Genomic DNA, 23713 nt, shown 5'->3' with positions numbered 1-23713 from the left:
AACATAAAATACATGAAACACACATATATTAAAATAGCATTAATAGCGCTATTTACTTTTAATACGGTAAGTTGTAACAAAGAATTTATTGACGAACCTCAACCTACAGGAATTGCACCAACAGTAATTTTTGCCTCTTTAGAAGGTATGGAAGCCCATATAGCTGGTATGGTAAGATGGCTAAGAACTTATAGACTTAGTGTTGATTCTGCGGCATTAAACTCAATATATTATGCTCGTGCTGTTAAAGGAAATGATTTAATTAACAGAACCACCTGGTTTCAATACGACTATGGCAATGCTTATAGAGAACCAACGTGGAATAGAGCAAAGTTTACTTGGGAATATCTTTATATACTGGTTGATGAGGCCAATGTTTTTATTGAAGGTGCAGAAAACTCTTCTGTACCTAATGCTGATAAAAAAACGTTAATTGCACAAGCCAAAGCAATGCGTGCTTTAGCTTATTTTGAACTCACTTTAGAATACCAACACACCTATTCTTTTGATACCTCATTGCCTGCACCTCCTTTATACAAAGAACCTTCTGTTAATACAGGACCTTTAGGAATGAGTACCCTGCAAGAAATGTATGATTTTATTATAGAAGATTTAACTTTTGCAGTAAACAATTTAACTGAAAACCGTATTAGCAAATCATACATAAACATGCATGTTGCCAACGGTATTTTAGCACGTGTTTACCAAACATCAAATAACTGGCTTGGTGCAGAAAAAGCTGCAAAACAAGCATACGGAGGCGGAAATCCCACTAGTGTATTACACCCAAACCAATATAATAATGGTTTTGATGACATTGCAGAGAGTAATGAATGGATATGGGGCGCTATACAAACCAAAGAACAAAACCAAGGTTGGGCAGCGGCACCTCACGTAATTTCCGATCACAACGCATTAAGCTACTACGGTACTTTTGTAAATAACGATTTTGTAAACTTATTTTCTGATACTGATGTTAGAAAACTATTTAGAAATCATTACAATGCTGCAAACGATAGCTACCGCCATTGGGTTACCGACAAGTTTGCTTTTTCTTTCTCTGCAGACATTCCTTTTATGAGAACACCAGAAATGATTCTTATTGAGGCGGAAGCTAAATATCATAACGGAGACACCACTGGCGCTCATAATTTATTATTTACATTACAAGCTAACAGAGATGTTAACGCTGTAAAATCTAACAATACAGGGCAATCTTTACTTGATGAAATTTTAGTTGAAAGAAGAAAAGAACTGTATGCAGAGTTTGGTGTAGAGTGGTTTGATGCTAAAAGGTATAGAAAAGGAATTACAAGAACAGGAAATCACAGAATACTGAGCGGATTAGAACCTGATGATAAAAAATTCTTTTTAAAAATTCCATTGGTTGAAATTGAGTTAAATAAATTTATTGATCCTAGCATAAACACTAATCGATAAAAAATTATCTCCTTTATTTAATTTATGAAGACCATTTTATTTTCATAAAATGGTCTTTTGTTTTACACATAAATCATCTATAATGTGCTGCTAAAAAGTAACGAACACTTAAGTCAGTTTAATCATAATTTTTTTTTAAATATACCTACTATTATCATTATTTTATTCTATTAAATATCATTTTTTATAACGCCACTTTAGTAATGCTAACTTTACAAAATACTCTTAAAAATATCAACACATTTCTGACGGTCTTCTATACCATTCATTCCTCCATTAATTTTTCGTGTAATGATTTTTAGAGCATCCATATTAGCATATTTATTCAAATTATGTTTGTTCCAATACCACACAGCAGAATCTACCGCCCATTTTGGTTGTGCAATCAAATCTGGATTATTTACAAAATCTACCCCCCTATCTTTAGCATAGCTATGGTAATTTTCTTTTCCTGTAATTTGTATCAATCCCCTTCCTCGATATTTCCATCCATCTCCAGACGATTCTTCTCCATTTCCCATTCTATTTGCATAAACTTTATTAGCTATCTTTTCAGGTTGTCTTCCATAAGCAGTTGCTATATCTTCTGTAGGAAAATATTTTCTGAAAATCTTACTCAAAGCATAATGAGAATAGTTTAAATTTTCTGAAGAGTGCCTAAACCAACCACTTTCATGTGCTAATTGCCCAAAAAAGTGTGCTTTTTCTAACGGTGTAACAATTCCGTTATCTTCCGCTATAGGCTCTAAAAAATCTATAACTTCTAAAATTTCTTTTTTAGCAGACGTAACAGGGGTTAATGGGTTTTTTATTAATTCTTCTGATAACATATTTATATAATTAGTTCATTAATTCTGTTTTAAATTTAATTCATTTCTAAAAACAAAAAAATTAAAATGACATGAACGCCGTAATTTTGTTCTGAACGATATAAATTCACACTTATACTTTACCTACAGCTATAAAATAGTAAATATTTACAATATATAAACAAGGCTTTTAAAACGGAATAGGATATATTTGATAACAACTTTACCACATTTAATGGATTCAGAAACAGGTCGCATATTTACAAGTATCAGTACCGTAATAATGCTTGTAATACTTACAACCCTAATTTTTGCAAGTGCAAATTACTTAACCATACTGTTAGTTATCTATGCTGTTATAGGAATCGGCTTGTCAGTTTTAGGAGGCATTTTATTAAGTTGGGGAAAACAATACAATCCTGCAAACTCACTTATTTGCTGTCTTATTTTTTGTTTCGCTCCGTTTTTGGTTGCCTATGCCATTAACTACGGTGTTATTATTCCTTTGCAAAAAAACGGATTGCTAACCCTAATTAATAGTGTTCTCTTTTTCTCTACAATCGCATTGATAGTGCTTTATATAAAATACTGGAACCAATATTTATGGAAAGCTTATGTAATTGAAGAAAAAAATCTTGACGCTACCATTCTTTCCATTAATCTAATAGGCTGCAAAAACCCGAAACCTAATTTATTAACCAATCGGTTTTATAGCAAACCAGATGTATTTGATAAAAAACGAGTAGCTACTAAAAACAAGCTTTGGGAGAATCAAGAACCACAATATGTTGGGCTGCCACAGGGTTTAGAAATAACTTATTATTCAAAAAAAGAAAAACAGTTATATAAAGGAGTGTTTCAATTTAAAAAGCATTCGTTACGAAAAATACTAGGAACCGGTATCTTCTTTCCTATTACAAAACATCAACAATACAACCATTTAAACCTGGTACTATTTACCAAAGGTGCATTTACTTTACAAGTAGGAAATAGTAAAAATGATGTTACTTTTTTTGAAGGAACCTGTACTCCTATTACCAAAGAAGAATTATCTAATTCAGCGCTAAAAAAATTCAATAAGAAAGAACTAAAACTCAGTACTGAAACTGCAATAAGTGAAGCTCTTGATGCTGATTTGGCATTTCTTAGAAAACAGCAAATCACCATTAAACATAGCATTACGGGTTTAACCAATAAAATTGTTTCGGTTGCTGCTATTACCGCAAATGGTGAACGTTATTTTTTAAACAAACACTATTTTAAAGGGAAAACACTCCCCAAAACACACGCACCAATTGTTGTTTTATATTTTACCATACTAAATAACAAAGGAAAAACGCTTACCTGGCATTACCTATACGACATACACGATATTGCCAACCACTTAAAAAAACTGACTCCTAACAGCACACACGAAATTGATTATAAATTTCATCTTACCACCAAAGAGGAAAATTTACTGAATGCCACTTCTTTTGAATTTATTAATAATAAAAAAGAGGAAATTAAATTAAACACCGCAGTCTCTGGAGTTACTCTTATGCGCTAAATTCTTTCGCTTACACCAATATTAACCTCTCTTATACTTAAATAACCAACTCTTGTGTTATTTTTTTAGAAATCAAATTGTTATTACTCCACATTTGTAATAATAACATTTACGGTTTCCCCTTACTTATGTTACGGCTTCTCGTAAAGATAGTACGTTTTATAGATTTATTTTTGAACACTGTAAAAACGATGCTAAAAATTATTGATTGCACAGCTGTAGTAGGTGTGTGATTGTATTTTTTCTACGTATATAAATAAATTTAGATTTTTTATAAAAAAAAAGAACTTCTAACTATGAAAAATAATTTCACAATATGGCAAAAAAGGTAATAGCTGCTTTTAATGAGTTTATGTCTGACACAGTAAACTTAAACAAAAACAGAGTTAAAGAAGCTAGAAGTAGCAGAGATTGGTTAGTAAAACAAATTAAAGGTTTTCCTACAGATGATAATGACTTTCCATTCATTCACCCTGATTTATATGTTTATTTTGGTTCATTTGCAAGAAGAACAAAGAAAAGACCTCTTGACGATATTGATATAATAATTGTTTTACACGCAAAAGGAAATAGTTACAATGAATATTTAAGTAACATAGAAATAACAGCAACGGAATCAGCTGATAGACAATTGAAGTTATGTCATGATAATACTAGAGACATTAATTCCGTAAAGGTGATAAATAAATTCATTAAAGCTTTAGAAGGAATTGACCAATACAAACATGCGGAAATAAAAAGAAATCAAGAATCAGCAACCTTACAATTAAAGTCAAAAGATTGGAATTTTGATATTGTACCTGCTTTTATTACAAATGAAGATATAAATGGTAAAACTTTTTACTTAATACCCGACGGGAAAGGTAATTGGAAAAAGACTGATCCAAGATTAGACAGAGATAGGACCACAAAAGTAAACCAAGATAATAAAGGTAGAATTTTAAATGTTATACGAGCGGTGAAATACTGGAATAAAAGGCCTACAATGCCCACAATGGGTTCGTATTTGTTAGAAAACATGATACTAGATTATTACGAGAACTCTAATTCTGAAGCAAGTGAATATGTAGATATTGAACTTGTAAATATTTTTAAAGATTTAAAAAGCAGAGTTCATAATAATGTCAATGACCCTAAAAATATTCAAGGAAATATAAACAACCTAAGTTCGGTTGAAAAAAACAAAATTTCTAATAGAGCGAGTATTGACTACGACAGAGCAAAAGAAGCTAGAAAATTTGAAAGAGAAGAAAATCATAAAGAATCAATAAACAAATGGAGAGAAATCTTTGGAATCGATTTCCCTAAATACGAGTAATATGGGTGAAGAAATAATAAATAAAGAAAACTATTCAGAGAATATTGAATTACTAGCAGCTCAAAAACAATTATACATAATTGCCAAAAGAGTATTTGCACTTCAAATTATCTTGACCTCCGTAATAGTAGTTGCATTATCTATAATAAACTTATTTACAGATACCGGTAAGCTCCTTTCAGTTTATAGTGTTTTAATTGCATTTCTTGATTTGTTACTTATTAAAGATTTAATAAAAAATTATAAAGACAAAGCTGCAAAAATTCAAGAGCAATTTGATACTATAGTACTTTCAATACCTCCTAATACTTTAATTGAGAAAGTTGATTTAGAAGAAATAGGAAGATATGCTAGAAAACACAAGGAAATAGACCCAACATATTCTAAACTTAAAAACTGGTATTCAATATCAATTAAAGAAATTAACAATTCAATTGCCAAAATTGTTTGTCAAAGATCTAATTTTGTTTATGACTACACACTCAGAAAAAATTACAATTTAGCACTATCAATACTTATTGGCGCAATGTGTCTAACTGTCATTGTTTTAGCAATTATTAATGAATCAAATTTAATTGACTTCTTCCTCGTAGGCGTATTACCAATCTTACCAATTTTAATGTTATTTGTTCAAGTTTTAAAAGACAATAAAAACTCCAATACTAATTTAGTCAAACTAAAACAAGTAGCTAATGAAAGTTGGAATAAAGTACTAAATAATCAACCAATCGATATAAGTCAAACTAGTAGAAACTTACAAGATATGATATATCAGAATCGGATTAATAGTCCATTAATATTTGAATGGTTTTATAATTTAAAAAGAAAACAACTTGAGGATGAGATGTATTATTCCGTTGATAGATTAGTAGCAGAGTACAAAGTAACAAGTGCATAACAATGTCTACAATCAATACATTGTTATGTTGGTGTTTAAGCAAAAAACTAAAACTAAGTCCGCCAAAATTTTTAATTTGATTCTGAAAAAAGAAAAGACAAAACAAGGTTAAAAAACTTTAGCTAATTACAAGAACGAAAATTCAACCCTTCGAAATCCCTTACTAACGATAGTCTAAGTATTTTAATTACATTACCCCCTTTTAAACTAAATTTTACAGTTTTAGTTTATTTGTGTTATGGTTTGTCGTAAAGGTACTGCGTTTTAAATATATACTTTTAAACACTCTAAGACCGTGCGGAAAATTATTGGCTGTATAGCTGTAATTAAACACTTATAAATTTTAAACAAGCATTATGAAAAAAGTATTATTAATTACAACATTTTTATGTTTAACATTAACATCATTTGGACAAAACGTAAAAAAGATTAAACGAATTTACGGGGGAATACCTACGGTAAATGAAAATATGAAATGGGAAGAAAAAGAAACTATAAATGAATATTATACAGGAGTAATTCAAGTAAACCCTCAAATAAAAGCTCCACAAATAATTGAAGCTTTTATATCTACATTTCAATCAATACAGGATGCTAATATTATGACTAAACAAATGCGTAATAATAATGCATGGGGAGGAACTTTATCCGCTATAAAAGGAGACCATAAATCAATGAGTGAATTCACAAAATATGGAAATTCGAAAACAAGAATGCAAAATCAAAAACAAAATTCTTGGGCTGTTCAATTTATAGATGGAGTACGTATAAGTCGTTTTTATTATAATATTAGTGTAAAATCCAAAGATGGCCGATATAAACTAACAGTTACCCCTACTGGTCTATCTGGTTATGCAAATGACCATATCCAAACAGAATGGAGTGATTTATTTAAAAAAGGGGAAATAAGAAAATCTTACTCAAAATACTACAATCAAATAAAAACCAAATTGGCATACACAATTGACCAATGGATTCAGAAAGTAGAAAAACATTTGAATAATAACGAGAAAGATGATTGGTAAAATTCCTTTCAAACTAAAACTTACAGTTTTAGCTTATTTGTACTACGGTTTCTCGTAAAGACACTGTTTTTTTTAGAGGTGTTTTACGGAAGTATAATGATTACATACACGTATTAGACGTGTGAATAAAATCATATTAATTAAGCCCTGTTCTCAAATAGAATCTTTAAAAACAATCAAAATGAAAAAAAAGCAACTTTTAATCATCATTATTCCATTAATAATTTTTGGGATTTTTACATATAACAAATATATTGATTACAAGATTGATAAAGAAAATCCGATAAAAGAATACTCAGAAAAAGAATTAGAGGATTACAATAAAAATTCAACCAAATATTATAGTGATGATAAATTAGCTTTGATTGCTCAAATACATGTAAAACGAATACTTAAAGCGCCTTCAACAGCAAAATTCCCTACTCTTTTTAAATCCAAAATTATTACAACAAACTCTAAATCATATTCAATATCCTCGTTTGTAGATTCTCAAAATAGCTTTGGAGCTATGATAAGAAATTATTATACAGTAGAATTAAAACAAAATAAAAATGGAGAAATTTCTTTAATTGACATTAAAGTATCAGAATAAAAACACATTAAACTATTAGTAATATCCCACGATTCAAACCCCTCTACTTTGCGTTTATTTTCAAATAATTAGTGCAACTATTCTGTACACTTCAAAAAAAATAATTTTAAGAAATGTACAGCCATGTACATTTTTAAAAACAAAAAAAACAGGAACGTACAGCCGTGTACATTCCTAAATTAAAATTTTTTAAAAATGTACGAGCGTGTACGTTTCAATAAATATACTGTTTAAAAATGCACAAAAAATCGCTTTTAAACAAACACTAGGCTAACGTTTCACCAATTCATCACGAAAAATTAACAGTTGAGAAATTCAAATTACTAAAAGCACAATTATAATTCGACCTTTGAATCAAAAACTTAACTGATTACAAATGGAAGAAATAATTACGGTTTTTATTTACATTCACGCATTTTTTGGCGGACTTGGATTAATAACAGGATTTGGAAGTATTATAGTAAAAAAAGGAAGTAAGCCACATAAGAAAATGGGAAAGCTATTTTCTATCGGAATGCTAACGAGTTCTTTAATTTCAATTCCTATTTCTTGTTTACCTAAGCACGAAAATATATTTCTTTTTCTAATTGGGCTATTCACTATTTATTTAGTTGTTTCAGGAAATCAAATATTGACTTTTAAATCAAAAGACAAAAAATTTACAAAGCCAATTGACAAAATCATTTCTGGGGTGATGTTAATGCTATCTGCACTTATGGTTTTATTCGGTGCATATGGTTTACTAAAAGGGAATTCAACATATTTACTGTTCGTTTTTTTTGGTGGTTTCGGACTTTCATTAACAATAAGAGATTTTATTTATTATAAAAATTTCAGCAAAACAAAAAATGGTTGGCTTGCCAATCACATAGGGAAAATGGTTGGAGCATTTATTGCCTCAGTTACCGCATTTGTAGTTGCTGGTTTAGGTATTGGAACTTTAATTGCTTGGACTTTACCGTCTGTTTTAGGAACAATATATATCGTATACTGGAGAAGAAAACTGAAAACGGACTAAAAAAATGGGTTTGGTGTTTGGCGTAAAAATCAGTAATTTTAAATCTTGACTAAGCTTAAACCAACAAGAACCACATTTATATTTTTAACAGAAAATGGAAGACAAAAACATACACATAGCACTAGTAGACGATGATACATTAGTTGTACAATTACTTACAGCGTTTTTAAAAGAACAAGAGAATATAGAAGTTGTATTAACAGCCAACAGTGGAAATTCTTTTTTAGAAAAATTAGAAAGAGAAGAAAAAACACTAGATATTGTTTTACTAGACTTACGTATGGAAGATGGTGATGGGCTCCAAACGATAGATATCCTTAATCTACAATACCCAAAATTAAAAATAATAGTATTGTCATCGTATTACAAAGCATCTTCTATCGGGTATATGCTAAAATTAGGTGTACATGCTTTTTTACCTAAAGAAACTGATAAAGAAGACCTAATACATATTATACAAGAAATAAATCATAAAGACCATTTTTTTACAACAGAACAAGTAGCCGTTTTACGAAATCAAATTAGCCATAAAACACCTAAGCAATACGCAAATACTAAAGAAACTTTAAGTACAAGAGAAATAGATGTTTTACAATTGATTTGCCAACAATTAACTGCCAAACAAATTGCGGAAAAATTATTTGTTACCACCAAAACCATTGAAGCGCATAAAAGTAATTTACTTTTAAAAACTGGCGTTAAAAATACGGCTGGTCTAATTATTTATGCAATACAAAACCAATTGGTAGACGCTAATGATATTGTGTTATTAGATTAGTTTTTTGTTAACCTAAATTCTACGGTTTTCCCTTACTTATTTTATGGATTTTCAAAAACATAGTGTGTTTTTTGGGTGTATTTTTAAAAACTGTAAAACAGTATGAAAATACATCGGTTGCTTATAGATAGCTTTTTTTTATTGGTGCTGGTAGAGGAAGAAATAAATCTTACATGGGAAGTATCGAAAGTGATGGAGTTTTTAGCTTTTTCGGAAAAAGAGAATTAAATAATAATGACCACACCTACTTCTACATATAAATGAAAAAAATTTTATGCTATAGCTACCTTAATCAATGTGACTATCTTAATTATAGTTGGTCAAATAATAATTCCTTTACTTGAAGTTACTGCAAACGCATATATTGGTAATTATGTTGAAATTAGCAGTTATGTGAATTATGCCTACTATTTTTACATCTTTATCTTTTGGTGGCTTGCTCCTTTCACAATTTTATTAATTAAAAATTATTTTCAACATCTATATTACTTTATAGCTGTAAGTATTATTTTAGGAATAATAGTTCTTGTTAAATCTTTTAGTCACAGCTTTGATGCCTTTTTATATGATCTAATACTATTCATTATTCCAACTATTTTAATTTCAATAGTAACTTACTTCTCTCAAAAGTTAATTGGTAAAAAACTACTACCAACGATGTACAAACAGCATTAAAAACTTACTTCAAAGAATTTTCAACCACATTATTACCCCAATCTGCAATAGCTTTTATTAAAGGAATTAGTGTTTTTCCGAAATCAGTTAAAGAGTATTCTACTTTTAAAGGTGGTTTAGAAGTATACACCTTTCTATTTATTATACCATCCTCTTCTAATGTCTTTAACTGTAAGCTTAAAGTTCTTTCTGTAACCGTTGGCATTTCTTTTCTTAACTCATTGTATCTTAATTTTCCTTCTAACAAATGAAACAAGATTACTGTCTTCCACTTTCCGCCAATTATTCCCATTGTTAAACTTGTGCAACAAGGGTATTCTTTATCTTTAAATTTATACATATTTATACTATCCTTTTCGACCGTTATTGCAAAGATAAAAAACTATACTTAGTTTTGCTACTATAAATAGTATAGTAATTAAATAATTTAAAAATGAAAGAATTCGAAAAAAAGGTAGCCTTAGTAATTGGCGGTACAAGTGGTATTGGAAACGCCACAACAAATGCTTTATTAGAAAATGGAGCAACTGTACATATTGTAGGTAGAAATGTAAATAAAGTAGCTGACGCTGATAATCTGATTAAACACACAGTAAATATTTCTAACACAGAAGAAGTAAACGCATTAATTTCTGAAATTGAAGCATTAAATAACTTAGATTATTTAGTAAATGCATCTGGTATTTTTGGTCCAAAACCATTTTTAGAGCACACCCTTGAAGATTACAATTCGTACTTAGATTTAAACAGAGGTTTCTTTTTTATTACGCAGAGTGCTGCTAAAAAAATGAAAGCCACAAAAGGAGGAGCTATTGTAAATGTAGGTTCTATGTGGGCAAAACAAGCCGTAAAAGCGACTCCATCATCAGCTTACTCAATGCAAAAAGCAGGTTTACATTCTTTAACGCAACACTTAGCTATGGAATTAGCTGACGATAACATTAGAGTGAATGCAGTATCTCCCGCAGTTGTAAACACCCCTGTTTATCACGGCGTTTTTGGAGGAAAAGAAGAAGCTGAAAAAGCACTAGAAGGTTTTAATAACTTTCATCCTATTAGAAGAAATGGAACACCTGCCGATATTTCTAACAGTATTTTATTTCTACTTTCAGAAAAAGCGTCTTGGGTTACTGGTGCTATTTGGGATATTGACGGAGGTGTAATGGCTGGTAGAAATTAATAAAAACACCCTTTTTTACAAACAACAAAAAACCTTAACTAATTACTAGTTAAGGTTTTGCTATTTAAAAATTGTACGGGCAAAGAGACTCGAACTCTCACACCTTGCGGCACTAGATCCTAAGTCTAGCGTGTCTACCAATTCCACCACACCCGCATACAAATTTAATTGTGGCTGCAAATATAAACAATACTTACAAACTACAAAGAAGAAGCATATTTTTTTTATTATTTTTGATGCACATTAATATACTATACATGAAAGACGTTCAAGAATATATTGCGCAACATAAAGATAGATTTATAAACGAGCTTGTCGAATTATTAAAAATACCTTCTGTAAGTGCAGATGCTGCCTACAAAAAAGATGTATTAAATACTGCCGATGCTGTTAAAAATAGTTTAGAAAAAGCAGGCTGCGATAAAGTAGAGATTTGTGAAACTCCTGGATACCCTATTGTTTATGGAGAAAAAATAATAGATCCTAACCTACCAACCGTTTTAGTGTATGGACATTACGATGTACAACCTGCTGACCCGATTGAATTATGGACTTCTCCTCCTTTTGAACCTGTAATTAAAAAAACAGAAGTTCATCCTGAAGGTGCAATTTTTGCGCGTGGTGCTTGTGATGATAAAGGGCAAATGTACATGCATGTAAAGGCCATGGAATATATGACCGCTACAGGAAACCTACCTTGTAATGTGAAATTTATGATTGAGGGTGAAGAAGAAGTTGGATCTGAAAGTCTAAGTTGGTTTGTACCTAGAAACATAGAAAAATTAGCCAATGATGTTATTTTAATTTCTGATACAGGAATGATTGCAAACGACATTCCATCTATTACAACAGGTTTAAGAGGCTTAAGTTATGTTGAGGTTGAGGTTACCGGCCCAAATAGAGATTTACACTCTGGTTTATATGGTGGTGCTGTTGCAAACCCTATTAATGTATTAACAAAAATGATTGCCTCATTACATGATGAAAACAATCATATTACCATTCCTGGTTTTTACGATAATGTAGAAGAATTATCTTTAGAGGAAAGAGCTGAAATGGCAAAAGCACCTTTTTCTTTAGAAAATTATGAAAAAGCATTAGATATAAACTCAGTTTATGGTGAAGCAGGATACACAACAAACGAACGTAACGCTATTAGACCTACTTTAGATGTAAACGGAATTTGGGGTGGCTATACTGGTGAAGGTGCTAAAACTGTAATTGCTTCTAAAGCATATGCTAAAATTTCAATGCGTTTGGTTCCAAATCAAGATTGTCATGATATTACCGATTTATTTAAAAATCACTTCGAAAGTATCGCTCCAAAGGGTGTTACTGTAAAGGTAACTCCACATCACGGCGGACAAGGTTATGTTACACCAATAGACAATATAGGTTACAAAGCTGCAAGTAAAGCATATCAAGATACTTTTGGTAAAACACCAATACCACAAAGAAGTGGAGGAAGTATTCCTATTGTTGCTTTGTTTGAAAAAGAATTAAAAAGTAAAGTTATATTAATGGGATTCGGATTAGATTCTGATGCCATTCACTCACCTAACGAACATTTTGGGGTTTGGAATTATTTAAAAGGAATTGAAACAATTCCTCATTTTTATAAATATTTTACTGAGTTATCAAAATAATACACTTTTTTAATAATATTAAATAGCCTTGATTCAACTTCAAGGCTATTTTTTTCACCCACCCACAATGCTCTACACTTGTAGAATTGAGATTCAATAATTTAGAAACGCCGTTAATAAAAAGTTAAGAACACCTCTCCTCCTCACGCTGTTTGTGCTTTTGATTTAGTTTTAAAATACCCTAATGCTACTTATTATTACAATGATAAAAAAGTTGGCTATAAAAAAATTCTAAGAATAGCGGAAAAAGAAAAAGAGCTAAGTGTGCTAACCCAACTTAACACGAATAAAGAAGTAATTAAACTTACATCTAAAGATTATAAAAAATAAGGCATAATAGCCATTAACAATCAGCCTCTTTTTATATTAAAAAAGAACCAACTTACACAGATTCTCATTCACTAAAAATATTTTTAAAAACCTATATTTTTGTTAAAAGCTTCTTAATTGAGGCTTTTTTTGTAACATTTTCCTAATAAATTCGTTCTTACTACATATAATCGGTTGTATGTTAAAACAATTTTTTCTCATTTGTTCTGGAGTAGACTTGGTATTAATTAAAGATTGCTCTAACGGTGAACAAAATAAATACGCAGGTATAGGTGCTACAATATTTTTTACTGCATTGATGGCTACCATTGCTTGTAGCTATGCTTTATATACTGTTTTTGATAATATATACACTTCTATCTTTTTTGGCTTTATCTGGGGACTTTTAATATTTAACCTAGATAGATTTATTGTTTCTACCATTAAAAAAAAGGCTTCAAAACGACAAGAAATAGCACAAGTTGTTCCTCGATTAATTTTAGCCTTTATTATTGCCGTGGTGATATCAAAACCATTGGAATTAAAGATTTTTGAAAAGGAAATAAATCAAGTATTGTTAACTGAGAAAAACCAAATGACACTTGATAATAAAACACAAATAGCTCAGCAATTTACCCCAGAATTAACAAAATTAACCTCAGAGATTTCAACCTTAAAAGATGAAATAACTGCTAAAGAAAACGAGACCAACAAACTCTACGAAACATATATTGCAGAAGCTGAAGGTAGAAAAGGCACCAAACGACTAGGTAAAGGGCCTGTTTATAAAGAAAAAAGAGCCAAACATGATGCCTCCCTCGCAGATTTTAATCAATTTAAAAAAACAACTACAGAAAAAATTACGCTAAAGGAAAATGCTATTGCTGATTTAATTGAAAAGCAAAAATTAACAGAAGCCAAAACACAGCCTGTTATTTCAAATTTTGATGGTTTAATGGCTAGAATTAATGCCTTAAATACATTACCATGGTTACCTTCGTTCTTTATTTTCTTGTTATTCTTAGCAATTGAAACGGCTCCTATTTTCTCTAAATTAATCAGTTCGAAAAGTGAATATGATTTTAAATTAGAAAATCAAGAGTCAATTATAAAAACATGGATTCAACAACAAGTACATCAGCGTGAAGCAATTTTACAAACAGATGTTGATATAAACAATAAAATTTATTCTGATTTAAAAACTGAAGAAGAACTATACAACTACAAACAAAAAATAGCTCGTAACCTACTAAAAAGTCAAGCAGATAGCTTTTTTAAAAATCAACAAGAGATTTTATAAGGATAAATTTTCTCATATACCTTTTTTTTCTTTCTTTTGCTGAAAAGAAAAATTTGCTTGTATGAAAAAAATTACTCCTGCTATTTTATTAATAGTACTATTCTTTTGTGCCAATATAGTAGCTCAAAAAAACAATAATTTATCTTCTTTATTTATACCTAAAGAATTAAAAGAAAATGCTAATGCTATAATTAGGCATAACGAAGTTTCTATTAATATTTTGGCATCAGATAAAATGGTAGTTACAGAAAAAAGAATAATAACGGTATTAGATAAACTTGGAAAAACACATGTCGATGCTTATAAAAATTATAGTAACGATACAAAAATCATAAAGTTAACGGCAACTATATATGATGCTTTAGGTAATAAAATAAAGAAATATTCTAAAAACGAATTTAAAGATATAAGCGCTATAGACGGAGGTACTTTATATTCTGATTCTAGAGTAAAATTTTTAGAGTATACACCTACTTCTTACCCCTACACTGTGGTTTTAGAATCTGAGTATAAAAATTCTTCTACCGGATTCATCCCTAAATGGTTTCCTATTGAAAATTATAATATAGGTATTGAAAAAAGTATTTACAATATAAATAACCCTTTAAAAATCTCTTATAGAAAAAGAGAAAAAAACCTTAATGGGTATACTATTGAAAAATCTTCCAATGAAAATAGTTTAAGATATTCTTTAACAAATCAGAAAGCTATTAAACACGAAAAAAATACTGTTAGCCGTGATGATTTTTTGCCTAATCTTTCAATTTCTTTAAACCAATTTAGTTTAAAAGGAGTTAAAGGTATTGCAAAAGATTGGAGTGAGTTTGGAGGTTGGATGTATTCTAAATTAATAAAAAATCAGAATCAACTATCTCCTAATACTGTTGCTAAAGTTAAAAACTTAGTTAAAAACACAAGCACTTCAGTTGAAAAAGCAAAGATAATTTATGAATATGTACAGAATAAAACCAGATATATTAGTGTTCAAGTTGATATAGGTGGTTGGCAACCAATAGCTGCTAGCAAAGTTGACAATGTTAGTTACGGTGACTGTAAAGGTCTTACAAACTACACAAAAGCTCTTTTAGATGCTGTTGGTGTTAAATCATACCACACAATTGTATATGCTGGTAACAATAAAAATATTGATAAAAATTTCACTGCTCTTCAAGGTAATCATATGATTTTAAATCTTCCTAATGAAGGAAATGATATTTGGTTGGAATGCACTAGTCAAACTGCTCCTTTTGGTTTTTTAGGTAGCTCTACTGACGCTAGAGATGTTCTGGTTATTACTCCAAATGGAGGAATAATTAAAAGAACACCAGCTTACACAAATAATAATCAATCCATTAGCGCAACAATTAAGTTACTTGCTAATGGAAATACTAATGCTACTTTAACAAGAAAATCATATGGAACCCAATATGGAGAAAAATACCATATTAAAAATTACACTAAAAAAGAACTTGATAAATATTACAAATCAAACGTTTGGGATTACAATAACAACTTAGAAGTTGAAAACGTAGTACTTGAAAACAATAAAGAAAAAGTTGAATTTATTGAAAAAATTGATGTGAAAATTAAAAATTTTGCAACAGTTAAAGATAGCAGTTATTTATTTAAACTGAATGTTTTTAATAGAATTACAAGCATTCCTAAAAGGTATAGAAATAGACAACGGAAATTAGCTATTAAAGGAGCGTTTACAGATAACGATACATTTATTTTTAAAATACCAGAAGGGTTTACCTTTTTAAGTTTACCACAAGACAAAAGTATTTCTAATAAGTTTGGAAGCTATAAGATCGCTTTTAAAAAATTAGATGATTCTTCTTTTCAATACAACAGAGAGTTTTCTTTAAAGAAAGGAATACATTCAAAAGAAGATTATAAAGCCTACAGAAAGTTTAGAAAAACAGTTGCTAAATACGATAATATTAGAACCGAATTGAATAAAAAATAAAATGCTATGAAAATCATTAACCTCATTATTACACTACTTTTTTTAGTGAAAATTAATGCCCAAGAAATAAAATTTGGCAAAGTATCAAAATCCGAACTTGAAGAAAAATTTCACCCTTTAGATTCTACTGTTGATGCTGCTTATCTTTTAAAAAAAAGAAGAACTTATTTTAGATATGATGTTCAAAATGGCTTTAAAGTCGTTACCGATTACCACGAAAGAATAAAAATATACACGAAAGAAGGTTTTAAATACGCTAACAAAAAGATAACTTATTATAAACCTAAATCTGGAGATAAAGAAAAGATAAATTCTATTAAAGCATATACTTTTAATATTGAAAATGGAAAAATTGTAAAACAAAAATTATTAAAAAAAGAAATATTCGATGAACAAATAAATAAGTTCAGGAGTCAAAAAAAACTTACACTCCCGAATATAAAAAAGGGAACTGTTATTGACATAGAATATACTTTAACATCACCATATTATAACATTGAAACATTAAATTTTCAATATAACATCCCTGTCAAGCAATTAACTTATAAAATAGAAATTCCGGAATATTTTATTTTTAATAAACGATCGAAAGGTTATTACAGCATACCTTTAAAAGAATCTTCAGAGAGAGGTCAGGTTAACTTTGGTCAAAATAACTATGTAGACTACACCTCTACAAAATATTCTTTCACACACAATAATATTCCTCACATAAAAGAAAACGAACCCTTTTCAGGAAACATAGATAACTATATCGGTGGTATTCAATTTGAACTCTCTGCTACTAACTTCCCAAACTCTATGTATAAAAATTATTCGACTAATTGGGAAGGTGTTTGTAAAACAATTTATACATCATCAAGTTTTGGTAATGAACTTAAAAAAAGTAAGTACTACGCAAAAAGCTTAACAGCCCTCCTAGAATCAAAAAAAAATGATTTTGAAAAAACAGAAACTATATTAAATTTTGTAAAATCGAAAGTAAAATGGAACGAATACTACAGTAAATACACTAACGAAGGTGTAAAAAAAGCTTATAAAGATGGAGTTGGTAATTCTGCCGAAATAAACCTTATGCTTACTTCAATGTTACGTTTTGCTGGAATAGATGCAAACCCTGTTCTAGTTAGTACTAAAAACAACGGAACTCCTTTATTTCCAACAAGAGAAGGCTATAATTACGTTATATCAAAAGTAAATCTTTCAAATGGAAAATATATTTTATTAGATGCTACAGAAAAATACTCTCTCCCTAATACACTTCCATACAGAACATTAAACTGGAATGGTAGAGAAATATTAAAAAACGGTGCTTCAAAAACAGTAAATCTAATACCTTTAAGCCATGCAAAAGAAAATAACACTTTATATATAAATCTAGACGAGACTGGTACCGCTGAGGGATTACTAAGAAAAACATTTACTGGGCATTCTGCATTATTTTATCGTAAGGAAAATAATATTAAAAAAGAAGAAGATATTATCACTTCTTTAGAAGAACAATATAATGTAGAAATCGAAGATTTCAAACTATTAAATAAAGAGAAGTTATCTAAACCCATATTACAAACCTTAAAATTTACTGGAGATGATTTCATTGAAGATATAAACAATAAGTTATATTTCTCTCCTCTTTTCTTTCTCGCTACAAAAGAGAATCCTTTTAAATCAAAAGATAGAAATTTTCCTGTAGATTACGGAATGCCATGGAAAGATACTTTTTCAGTTGTAATTTCTATTCCTGAAAACTACACTGTAGAATCTTTTCCAGAAGATATAGCTATTGGCTTACCAGAAAATATGGGTGTTTTTAAACATCAAATTACTATTAAAAGAAATAAAATTAAACTTTCAGCTGTATTACAAATAAACACAAATATAATTACTCCTGAATATTACACTGTTTTAAAAGAATTTTACGGCCAACTGGTAAAAAAACAAACTGAAAAAATTGTATTAATAAAAAAATAATCTCAAGACACTTTTATTGATATTTAAAAAATGAGCAATTAAACAAATTGCTCATTTTTTATAAAGCTATTACATTTGAATTCTTAACCTCTCCTATAGTAAAAGTACTATGAGTACTTCCAATATGCTTTAGCGCCGTTAATTTATTCACCATAAATTCACGATATTCATCCATATCTTTCACATATATTTTTAATATATAATCATAATCTCCACTTACATGAAAACATTCCGTTACTTCTTCTAACTTATTAATTTCTCTTTCAAAAACTACAATATATTCTTTGGTGTGTTTTTCTAATTTTATATGACAGAATACCAAAAAAGATTTATCAATTTTATTTTTATTTAGTAACGCTACATATTCTGTTATTACTTTCTCTCTTTCTAATTTTTTAACACGCTCATAAACAGCTGTTACCGACAAACCTAAATGTAAAGACAGTTGTTTTGTTGTTTGTTTACTATCTTTTTGAAGCAATCCCAAAAGTTTTTTATCAATCTTATCTAATTTCATCTGAAAATTTTACACTTTATTAAACATAAATAGCTTAATTACAATTATAAAAACTATAATAAATCAAATTTAAAGAAAATTAATCTACAAATTAATATTTAATTTGATTTATAATTAAAAAAACAAGTGCTTTATTGTTACAAATTAAAACATTTTTATTATGGACTTTAAACCAGCTAACGACATTCAAGATTTACAATATTTTGGAGAATTCGGAGGAGTTAACCCTTCTATTTCAGATTCTTCTACCTATACTTTTATAAAGGCAAAAACGATGTTTGATACTTTTGAAGGAAATACCGATGGTTGTTATTTATACTCCCGTCACACATCACCTTCAAATTTATATTTAAGTGAAGCTTTAGCCGCTATGGAAGGTACAGAGACAGCGAATGTTTCAGGTACTGGTATGGGGGCAATTACAGCAACTATATTGCAAATTTGTGGCGCTGGTGATCATATTGTATCTAGTAGAACTATTTACGGAGGTACTTATGCTTTTTTAAAAAACTTTACTCCAAAAATGGGGCTACAAACATCTTTTGTTAATATTACAAAACTAGATACTGTAGAAGCTGCAATTACTAAAAACACGAAAATGATTTATTGTGAAACCGTTAGTAATCCATTATTAGAAGTAGCTGACATAAAAGGATTAGCTGCTTTAGCTAAAAAATATTCTTTAAAATTAGTGGTTGACAATACTTTTTCGCCTTTATCAATTTCTCCAGTAAAGTTAGGAGCAGATATTGTAATTCATAGTTTAACCAAATTTATTAATGGTTCTTCCGATACTATGGGAGGCGTTGTTTGTGCTAGTGCTGACTTTATAAACTCCCAAAAAAGTGTGATTGATGGAGCTAGTATGTTATTAGGCTCTTCTATGGATTCTTTACGTTCTTCTTCTATCTTAAAAAACATGAGAACCTTGCATATTCGAATAAAACAACATAGTAAAAATGCTGCTTTTTTAGCTGAAAAATTTGAATCTGACGGATTAAAAATAGTATACCCAGGGCTAGCATCGCACCCATCTCATGAAATTTATAAATCGGTAATGAATCATGAATATGGTTTTGGAGGGATATTAACTATTGATGCAGGCTCTTTAAATAAAGCTAATAAGTTAATGGAATTACTACAAGAAAAAAATGTAGGATATTTAGCCGTTAGTTTAGGGTTTTACAAAACGTTATTCTCTGCCCCTGGAACTTCAACTTCATCTGAGATACCTGAAGATGAACAAACAGAAATGGGGTTAACCAATGGCTTAATTCGTTTTTCTATTGGTTTAGATAACGACATTGAAAGAACATATAAAACAATGAAATCATGCATGCTAGAAGTTGGTGTTTTACAAAGACATCTCATTTAAGAGAATGTATCACCACTTACACTCAATAAAAAGCCTTGGGGAATTCATTAAATTCCCCAAAATCGCTTTGAAAATGCTTTTAAATCTTCTTTTGAGGGACGATTACCAGAAAATGGAGCCATATCCCAACGATTCTCATCCTTTTTTAATTCAAAACGAAATATAGAACTTCCTATACCTTTTGGATTTAATAAAGGGTAACGTAAATCTAAATACTGAATATTCTTTGAACTATCCATCGGCATCAAGTTATAATAGCCATTACTAAACCATGTTAACGTTTTTATATCAGCATGAGTAACATCTAATAAATCACGTCTTTTAGGAATTGTTAAAATAGTATCTAATTCAGCTTTAGAATCAAGCAAAGAATAGAAACCTACTTTATAATCGTTTTCAGTTTCAGCAATTCCATACCATAAAATATTATTCATTATTGTTGGCTGGGTAGAGAACCGACTATAAGATATATTTCCTTTGTCAAATGATTTTTTAAAAACAGCATCTACATAAATTTTGTTTCCTATAGTAAATAACATGTAAGCAGAACTAATATAAACCCCTGCTTTTACCCAAGTGCTTCTTCTTGTTTGTTGTCTTTTATAAAACATCGCTATGACTAAGCAAACTAAAAAAGGTAGTGTGTATAAAGGATCTACTACCGAAATGTTGTTAAAAGCAACTCTATAATCAGAAAATGGCAAAAACAATTGTGTGCCATAAGGTGTAAAACTATCTAAAATAGGATGTGTGAATATGGATAAAAAATAAAGCCAAATCCAATCTCTTAGCGTTGTTGTTCCTTTACGTTTTTTGCTATTATAAAGTTTAAAAGTGATCCATCCAAAAAGAAAAGATCCTAAAATAGCAAATAGAATAGCATGCATAAACCCACGATGAAAAGCCATTGCATCAATTTCATTTCCATACAATAAACTACCAATAAACACGTCTAAATCAGGTATAGTACCACCTATTGCACCAAACAATAAAGCTTTGTTTCCAATCTTTTTTCCGAGCACTATCTCACCACAAGCAGCCCCTAAAACAATTTGAGTTAATGAATCCATAGACAACAAAAGTACTAAACAGTTTCTACTTGTATAATCCTATACAAAATCGTAACATTACAAACCGAAAAATACTACATAATGCAAGACGAAAAAAACATCTCTGAAATTAAGATAGATGATCAAAAAATTATTGAGAATAAGGAGTTAAATATTTGGGAAGCTTTAATTCCTGTATTTGCCTTAATAACAATGCTAGCTTATAATGTTTTTGTATACGGAGATGATGCACTAAGTGGTAGTAATCAATTTATTTTATTGTTAGGAGGTGCTGTTGCTGCAATTGTAGGCTTTAAAAATAAAGTTTCTTACGAACGAATGATGGAAGAAGTTGCTGAGAATATAAAATCAACTGCGGGAGCCATTTTAATATTACTAATGGTTGGCTCTTTAGCTGGTACTTGGTTAATTAGTGGTATTATTCCTTCTATGATTTATTACGGATTACAAATTTTAAACCCAACCATCTTTTTAGCAGCTTGTTTAATTATTTGTGCTATAATATCTATTGCTACAGGAAGTTCTTGGACTACTTCTGCAACGGTAGGTATTGCATTAATTGGTATTGGAGAAGCTTTAGGAATTTCATTAGGGATGACTGCTGGAGCTGTTTTATCTGGTGCTTATTTTGGAGATAAAATGTCTCCAATGTCTGACACAACAAACCTTGCACCTGCAATGGCTGGTACAGATTTATTTACTCACATACGCTACATGACATATACTACAATTCCTACTTTTGCAGTTACCATGTTATTTTTTATAATCTTAGGTTTCTCACAAACAACTACAGGTGAAGCCAACACACAAAGTATACTTATTGATATTGATAAAGCTTTTAACATTACGCCTTGGTTATTTTTAGTACCTGCCTTAGTAATTGTTTTAATAATAAAAAAAACACCACCTCTAATTGCCTTATTAGGAGGAACTCTTTTAGCAGGAGTTTTCGCTTTAATTTTTCAACCAAACGTAGTAGCACAAATTGCTGGTGTAAAAGTTTTAGATTTTAACTCAGCATATAAAGGTGTTATGCAAGCAATAACAGTAGAAACCTCTGTTCCTACTGATAATGAAGTTTTAAAAGACTTATTTACTGCTGGAGGTATGAAAAAAATGCTTGGAACTGTATGGTTAATTTTATTAGCAATGGTTTTTGGTGGAATCATGGATGCTATTGGTGCATTAGCAAGAATAAGTAGTTTTATGTTAAGTTTGTTTGATTCTATATTTGGTTTATTTGCAAGCACTGTAGTAACCTGTATTGGATTAAATTTTACAGCTTCAGACCAATACCTAGCAATTGTGATTCCTGGTAAAATGTATGCAAAAGCATATAAAGATAAAAACTTAGCTCCAGAGAATTTAAGTAGAACTTTAGAAGATTCAGGAACAGTAACATCTGTTTTAATTCCTTGGAATACCTGTGGTGCATATCATTCAGGAGTACTAGGTGTACCTGTTATAGATTATGCTTTTTACGCAATGTTCAATTGGTTAAGTCCATTTATGACTTTATTATTCGCAGCATTTAGATTTAAAATTAGAGAAATTTCAAAAAAATAATATCAAGCCTCACTTTTTAAAAGTGAGGCTTTCTTTTTTATGATAACGAAAGTAACTTATAGAAGATTCTGAATTACTAACCAATATTGCATTAAAATCTAAAGGCTATTAGGGGTGTTCTAACGAACTAATTGATCGTTAAAGTAATGATTTAACTGTTACCCCTAAAATGATTAAAAAACTGTTCGTATACAAATTTATTCAGAACCACGAAACTGTAAGATTCCATATACTAAATCAACCTATAAAACAATCTCTTTAATTAGAAATACTATTTGTACTTCCCGAATTTATTGGTAAAAAACTATTAATTCATGCCTTTGAAAATGCATTAAAACTAAACGCTAGTAATTTAAAATTATTAGGCGCCTCTAATGCTGAAGTTGTCTATAAAAGTTTATAATTATCGATAAAAAAGAAAATTCTATACCAAATCATCTTTTGTCAATAATGCAGAAAGATTTAACACAATAGAAATTACTAAAAGAATCCAAGGGCTTCCGTGTAATAAAACATCAAACCAATCTTTAAATTGCATTGCCAGTTCTCCCGAAAAGGCACCGCCTCCAAGAATCCAGTTTAACTTACCAACAATATGTGGTGGTGTAAAAGGCGCTAACCCTAATGTTAAACTAGCTATTAGAAATAGTTTCCAGCTTTGTCTTAATTGCTGTTTCATACCTACAAATGAATTATATATTATTTATC

Annotated in this window: 21 protein-coding genes and 1 tRNA gene; 16 read left to right on the top strand and 6 right to left on the bottom strand. The window is 29.8% G+C overall.

Translation table 11 applies throughout. The annotated features are described in order from the left end of the window. Window positions 1–12 precede the first annotated feature (12 nt). Complete coding sequence (locus CXF68_RS06380) at window positions 13–1440, top strand: RagB/SusD family nutrient uptake outer membrane protein (protein WP_101043499.1); 1428 nt, start codon at window positions 13–15, stop codon at window positions 1438–1440. 212 nt (window positions 1441–1652) lie between these two features. On the opposite strand, the gene CXF68_RS06375 is transcribed toward CXF68_RS06380, so the two are convergent. Next, the gene (locus CXF68_RS06375) at window positions 1653–2270 is read right to left on the bottom strand and encodes a glycoside hydrolase family 19 protein (RefSeq protein WP_101043498.1); all 618 of its coding nucleotides are present in this window, start codon (window positions 2268–2270) and stop codon (window positions 1653–1655) included. Between the two features lie 214 nt (window positions 2271–2484). Here CXF68_RS06375 and CXF68_RS06370 point away from each other — a divergent pair, with 214 nt between their 5' ends. The 8 genes from CXF68_RS06370 to CXF68_RS06335 all read left to right on the top strand — a co-directional run bounded on the left by CXF68_RS06370 (window position 2485) and on the right by CXF68_RS06335 (window position 10102). After that, window positions 2485–3798: a hypothetical protein gene (locus tag CXF68_RS06370; RefSeq protein WP_101043497.1), complete on the top strand. Its 1314-nt coding sequence runs from the start codon at window positions 2485–2487 to the stop codon at window positions 3796–3798. Window positions 3799–4114: 316 nt separating this feature from the next. Then, window positions 4115–5116 carry a nucleotidyltransferase gene (locus CXF68_RS06365; RefSeq protein WP_101043496.1) on the top strand — a complete coding sequence of 334 codons (1002 nt, stop codon included), beginning with the start codon at window positions 4115–4117 and terminating at the stop codon, window positions 5114–5116. 1 nt (window position 5117) lies between these two features. Beyond that, window positions 5118–6014, top strand: coding sequence for an S-4TM family putative pore-forming effector (locus CXF68_RS06360; RefSeq protein WP_101043495.1), 897 nt, complete (start codon window positions 5118–5120; stop codon window positions 6012–6014). Window positions 6015–6370: 356 nt separating this feature from the next. Continuing rightward, complete coding sequence (locus CXF68_RS06355) at window positions 6371–7039, top strand: hypothetical protein (protein WP_101043494.1); 669 nt, start codon at window positions 6371–6373, stop codon at window positions 7037–7039. 181 nt (window positions 7040–7220) lie between these two features. Continuing rightward, on the top strand, window positions 7221–7631 hold the full coding sequence (locus CXF68_RS06350; protein ID WP_101043493.1) for a hypothetical protein: 411 nt from the start codon (window positions 7221–7223) through the stop codon (window positions 7629–7631). A 376-nt stretch (window positions 7632–8007) separates the two neighbouring features. Further along, window positions 8008–8649, top strand: a complete 642-nt coding sequence (locus tag CXF68_RS06345; protein ID WP_101043492.1) for a hypothetical protein — start codon at window positions 8008–8010, stop codon at window positions 8647–8649. Window positions 8650–8743: 94 nt separating this feature from the next. After that, on the top strand, window positions 8744–9427 hold the full coding sequence (locus tag CXF68_RS06340; RefSeq protein WP_101043491.1) for a response regulator transcription factor: 684 nt from the start codon (window positions 8744–8746) through the stop codon (window positions 9425–9427). Between the two features lie 297 nt (window positions 9428–9724). After that, window positions 9725–10102, top strand: a complete 378-nt coding sequence (locus CXF68_RS06335) for a hypothetical protein (RefSeq protein WP_101043490.1) — start codon at window positions 9725–9727, stop codon at window positions 10100–10102. Window positions 10103–10106: 4 nt separating this feature from the next. Here CXF68_RS06335 and CXF68_RS06330 read toward each other — a convergent pair whose 3' ends face one another. Next, window positions 10107–10442 carry a helix-turn-helix domain-containing protein gene (locus tag CXF68_RS06330; protein ID WP_101043489.1) on the bottom strand — a complete coding sequence of 112 codons (336 nt, stop codon included), beginning with the start codon at window positions 10440–10442 and terminating at the stop codon, window positions 10107–10109. A gap of 93 nt (window positions 10443–10535) precedes the next feature. Here CXF68_RS06330 and CXF68_RS06325 point away from each other — a divergent pair, with 93 nt between their 5' ends. Then, the gene (locus tag CXF68_RS06325) at window positions 10536–11282 is read left to right on the top strand and encodes an SDR family NAD(P)-dependent oxidoreductase (protein ID WP_101043488.1); all 747 of its coding nucleotides are present in this window, start codon (window positions 10536–10538) and stop codon (window positions 11280–11282) included. Between the two features lie 74 nt (window positions 11283–11356). Here the strand turns inward: CXF68_RS06325 and CXF68_RS06320 are convergent. After that, a tRNA-Leu gene (locus CXF68_RS06320) sits at window positions 11357–11438 on the bottom strand. A gap of 101 nt (window positions 11439–11539) precedes the next feature. On the opposite strand from CXF68_RS06320, the gene CXF68_RS06315 reads away from it, so the two are divergent. The 4 genes from CXF68_RS06315 to CXF68_RS06300 all read left to right on the top strand — a co-directional run bounded on the left by CXF68_RS06315 (window position 11540) and on the right by CXF68_RS06300 (window position 18477). After that, entirely contained in the window at window positions 11540–12928 is a 1389-nt protein-coding gene (locus tag CXF68_RS06315) for a dipeptidase (protein WP_101043487.1), read from the top strand. Between the two features lie 508 nt (window positions 12929–13436). After that, a complete protein-coding gene (locus CXF68_RS06310; RefSeq protein WP_101043486.1) occupies window positions 13437–14537 on the top strand; it encodes a DUF4407 domain-containing protein in 1101 nt (366 codons plus the stop codon). 61 nt (window positions 14538–14598) lie between these two features. Continuing rightward, entirely contained in the window at window positions 14599–16506 is a 1908-nt protein-coding gene (locus CXF68_RS06305) for a DUF3857 domain-containing protein (RefSeq protein ID WP_101043485.1), read from the top strand. 6 nt (window positions 16507–16512) lie between these two features. Continuing rightward, the gene (locus CXF68_RS06300) at window positions 16513–18477 is read left to right on the top strand and encodes a DUF3857 and transglutaminase domain-containing protein (RefSeq protein WP_101043484.1); all 1965 of its coding nucleotides are present in this window, start codon (window positions 16513–16515) and stop codon (window positions 18475–18477) included. A gap of 58 nt (window positions 18478–18535) precedes the next feature. Here the strand turns inward: CXF68_RS06300 and CXF68_RS06295 are convergent, their stop codons facing one another. Then, window positions 18536–18994, bottom strand: a complete 459-nt coding sequence (locus CXF68_RS06295) for an Lrp/AsnC family transcriptional regulator (RefSeq protein ID WP_101043483.1) — start codon at window positions 18992–18994, stop codon at window positions 18536–18538. A gap of 160 nt (window positions 18995–19154) precedes the next feature. Here CXF68_RS06295 and CXF68_RS06290 point away from each other — a divergent pair, with 160 nt between their 5' ends. After that, window positions 19155–20369: an aminotransferase class I/II-fold pyridoxal phosphate-dependent enzyme gene (locus CXF68_RS06290; RefSeq protein WP_101043482.1), complete on the top strand. Its 1215-nt coding sequence runs from the start codon at window positions 19155–19157 to the stop codon at window positions 20367–20369. Window positions 20370–20416: 47 nt separating this feature from the next. On the opposite strand, the gene CXF68_RS06285 is transcribed toward CXF68_RS06290, so the two are convergent. Next, entirely contained in the window at window positions 20417–21439 is a 1023-nt protein-coding gene (locus tag CXF68_RS06285; protein WP_101043481.1) for a metal-dependent hydrolase, read from the bottom strand. A gap of 81 nt (window positions 21440–21520) precedes the next feature. Between CXF68_RS06285 and nhaC the strand changes: the two genes are divergently transcribed. Beyond that, complete coding sequence (gene nhaC, locus CXF68_RS06280) at window positions 21521–23005, top strand: Na+/H+ antiporter NhaC (protein ID WP_101043480.1); 1485 nt, start codon at window positions 21521–21523, stop codon at window positions 23003–23005. Between the two features lie 424 nt (window positions 23006–23429). On the opposite strand, the gene CXF68_RS06275 is transcribed toward nhaC, so the two are convergent. Further along, window positions 23430–23684, bottom strand: a complete 255-nt coding sequence (locus CXF68_RS06275; protein ID WP_101043479.1) for a hypothetical protein — start codon at window positions 23682–23684, stop codon at window positions 23430–23432. Window positions 23685–23713 lie beyond the last annotated feature (29 nt).

Source organism: Tenacibaculum sp. Bg11-29, assembly GCF_002836595.1.
Lineage (GTDB): Bacteria > Bacteroidota > Bacteroidia > Flavobacteriales > Flavobacteriaceae > Polaribacter.
This window is presented reverse-complemented; position numbering and strand designations above follow the sequence as displayed.

Coding starts and splice junctions, on each gene's coding strand:
- CXF68_RS06285 (WP_101043481.1), bottom strand. CDS start 21,439: ATGGATTCATTAACTCAAATTGTTTTAGGGGCTGCTTGTGGTGAGATA.
- CXF68_RS06365 (WP_101043496.1), top strand. CDS start 4,115: ATGGCAAAAAAGGTAATAGCTGCTTTTAATGAGTTTATGTCTGACACA.
- CXF68_RS06330 (WP_101043489.1), bottom strand. CDS start 10,442: ATGTATAAATTTAAAGATAAAGAATACCCTTGTTGCACAAGTTTAACA.
- nhaC (WP_101043480.1), top strand. CDS start 21,521: ATGCAAGACGAAAAAAACATCTCTGAAATTAAGATAGATGATCAAAAA.
- CXF68_RS06300 (WP_101043484.1), top strand. CDS start 16,513: ATGAAAATCATTAACCTCATTATTACACTACTTTTTTTAGTGAAAATT.
- CXF68_RS06340 (WP_101043491.1), top strand. CDS start 8,744: ATGGAAGACAAAAACATACACATAGCACTAGTAGACGATGATACATTA.
- CXF68_RS06375 (WP_101043498.1), bottom strand. CDS start 2,270: ATGTTATCAGAAGAATTAATAAAAAACCCATTAACCCCTGTTACGTCT.
- CXF68_RS06355 (WP_101043494.1), top strand. CDS start 6,371: ATGAAAAAAGTATTATTAATTACAACATTTTTATGTTTAACATTAACA.
- CXF68_RS06295 (WP_101043483.1), bottom strand. CDS start 18,994: ATGAAATTAGATAAGATTGATAAAAAACTTTTGGGATTGCTTCAAAAA.
- CXF68_RS06315 (WP_101043487.1), top strand. CDS start 11,540: ATGAAAGACGTTCAAGAATATATTGCGCAACATAAAGATAGATTTATA.
- CXF68_RS06290 (WP_101043482.1), top strand. CDS start 19,155: ATGGACTTTAAACCAGCTAACGACATTCAAGATTTACAATATTTTGGA.
- CXF68_RS06325 (WP_101043488.1), top strand. CDS start 10,536: ATGAAAGAATTCGAAAAAAAGGTAGCCTTAGTAATTGGCGGTACAAGT.
- CXF68_RS06370 (WP_101043497.1), top strand. CDS start 2,485: ATGGATTCAGAAACAGGTCGCATATTTACAAGTATCAGTACCGTAATA.
- CXF68_RS06345 (WP_101043492.1), top strand. CDS start 8,008: ATGGAAGAAATAATTACGGTTTTTATTTACATTCACGCATTTTTTGGC.
- CXF68_RS06305 (WP_101043485.1), top strand. CDS start 14,599: ATGAAAAAAATTACTCCTGCTATTTTATTAATAGTACTATTCTTTTGT.
- CXF68_RS06380 (WP_101043499.1), top strand. CDS start 13: ATGAAACACACATATATTAAAATAGCATTAATAGCGCTATTTACTTTT.
- CXF68_RS06275 (WP_101043479.1), bottom strand. CDS start 23,684: ATGAAACAGCAATTAAGACAAAGCTGGAAACTATTTCTAATAGCTAGT.
- CXF68_RS06360 (WP_101043495.1), top strand. CDS start 5,118: ATGGGTGAAGAAATAATAAATAAAGAAAACTATTCAGAGAATATTGAA.
- CXF68_RS06350 (WP_101043493.1), top strand. CDS start 7,221: ATGAAAAAAAAGCAACTTTTAATCATCATTATTCCATTAATAATTTTT.
- CXF68_RS06310 (WP_101043486.1), top strand. CDS start 13,437: ATGTTAAAACAATTTTTTCTCATTTGTTCTGGAGTAGACTTGGTATTA.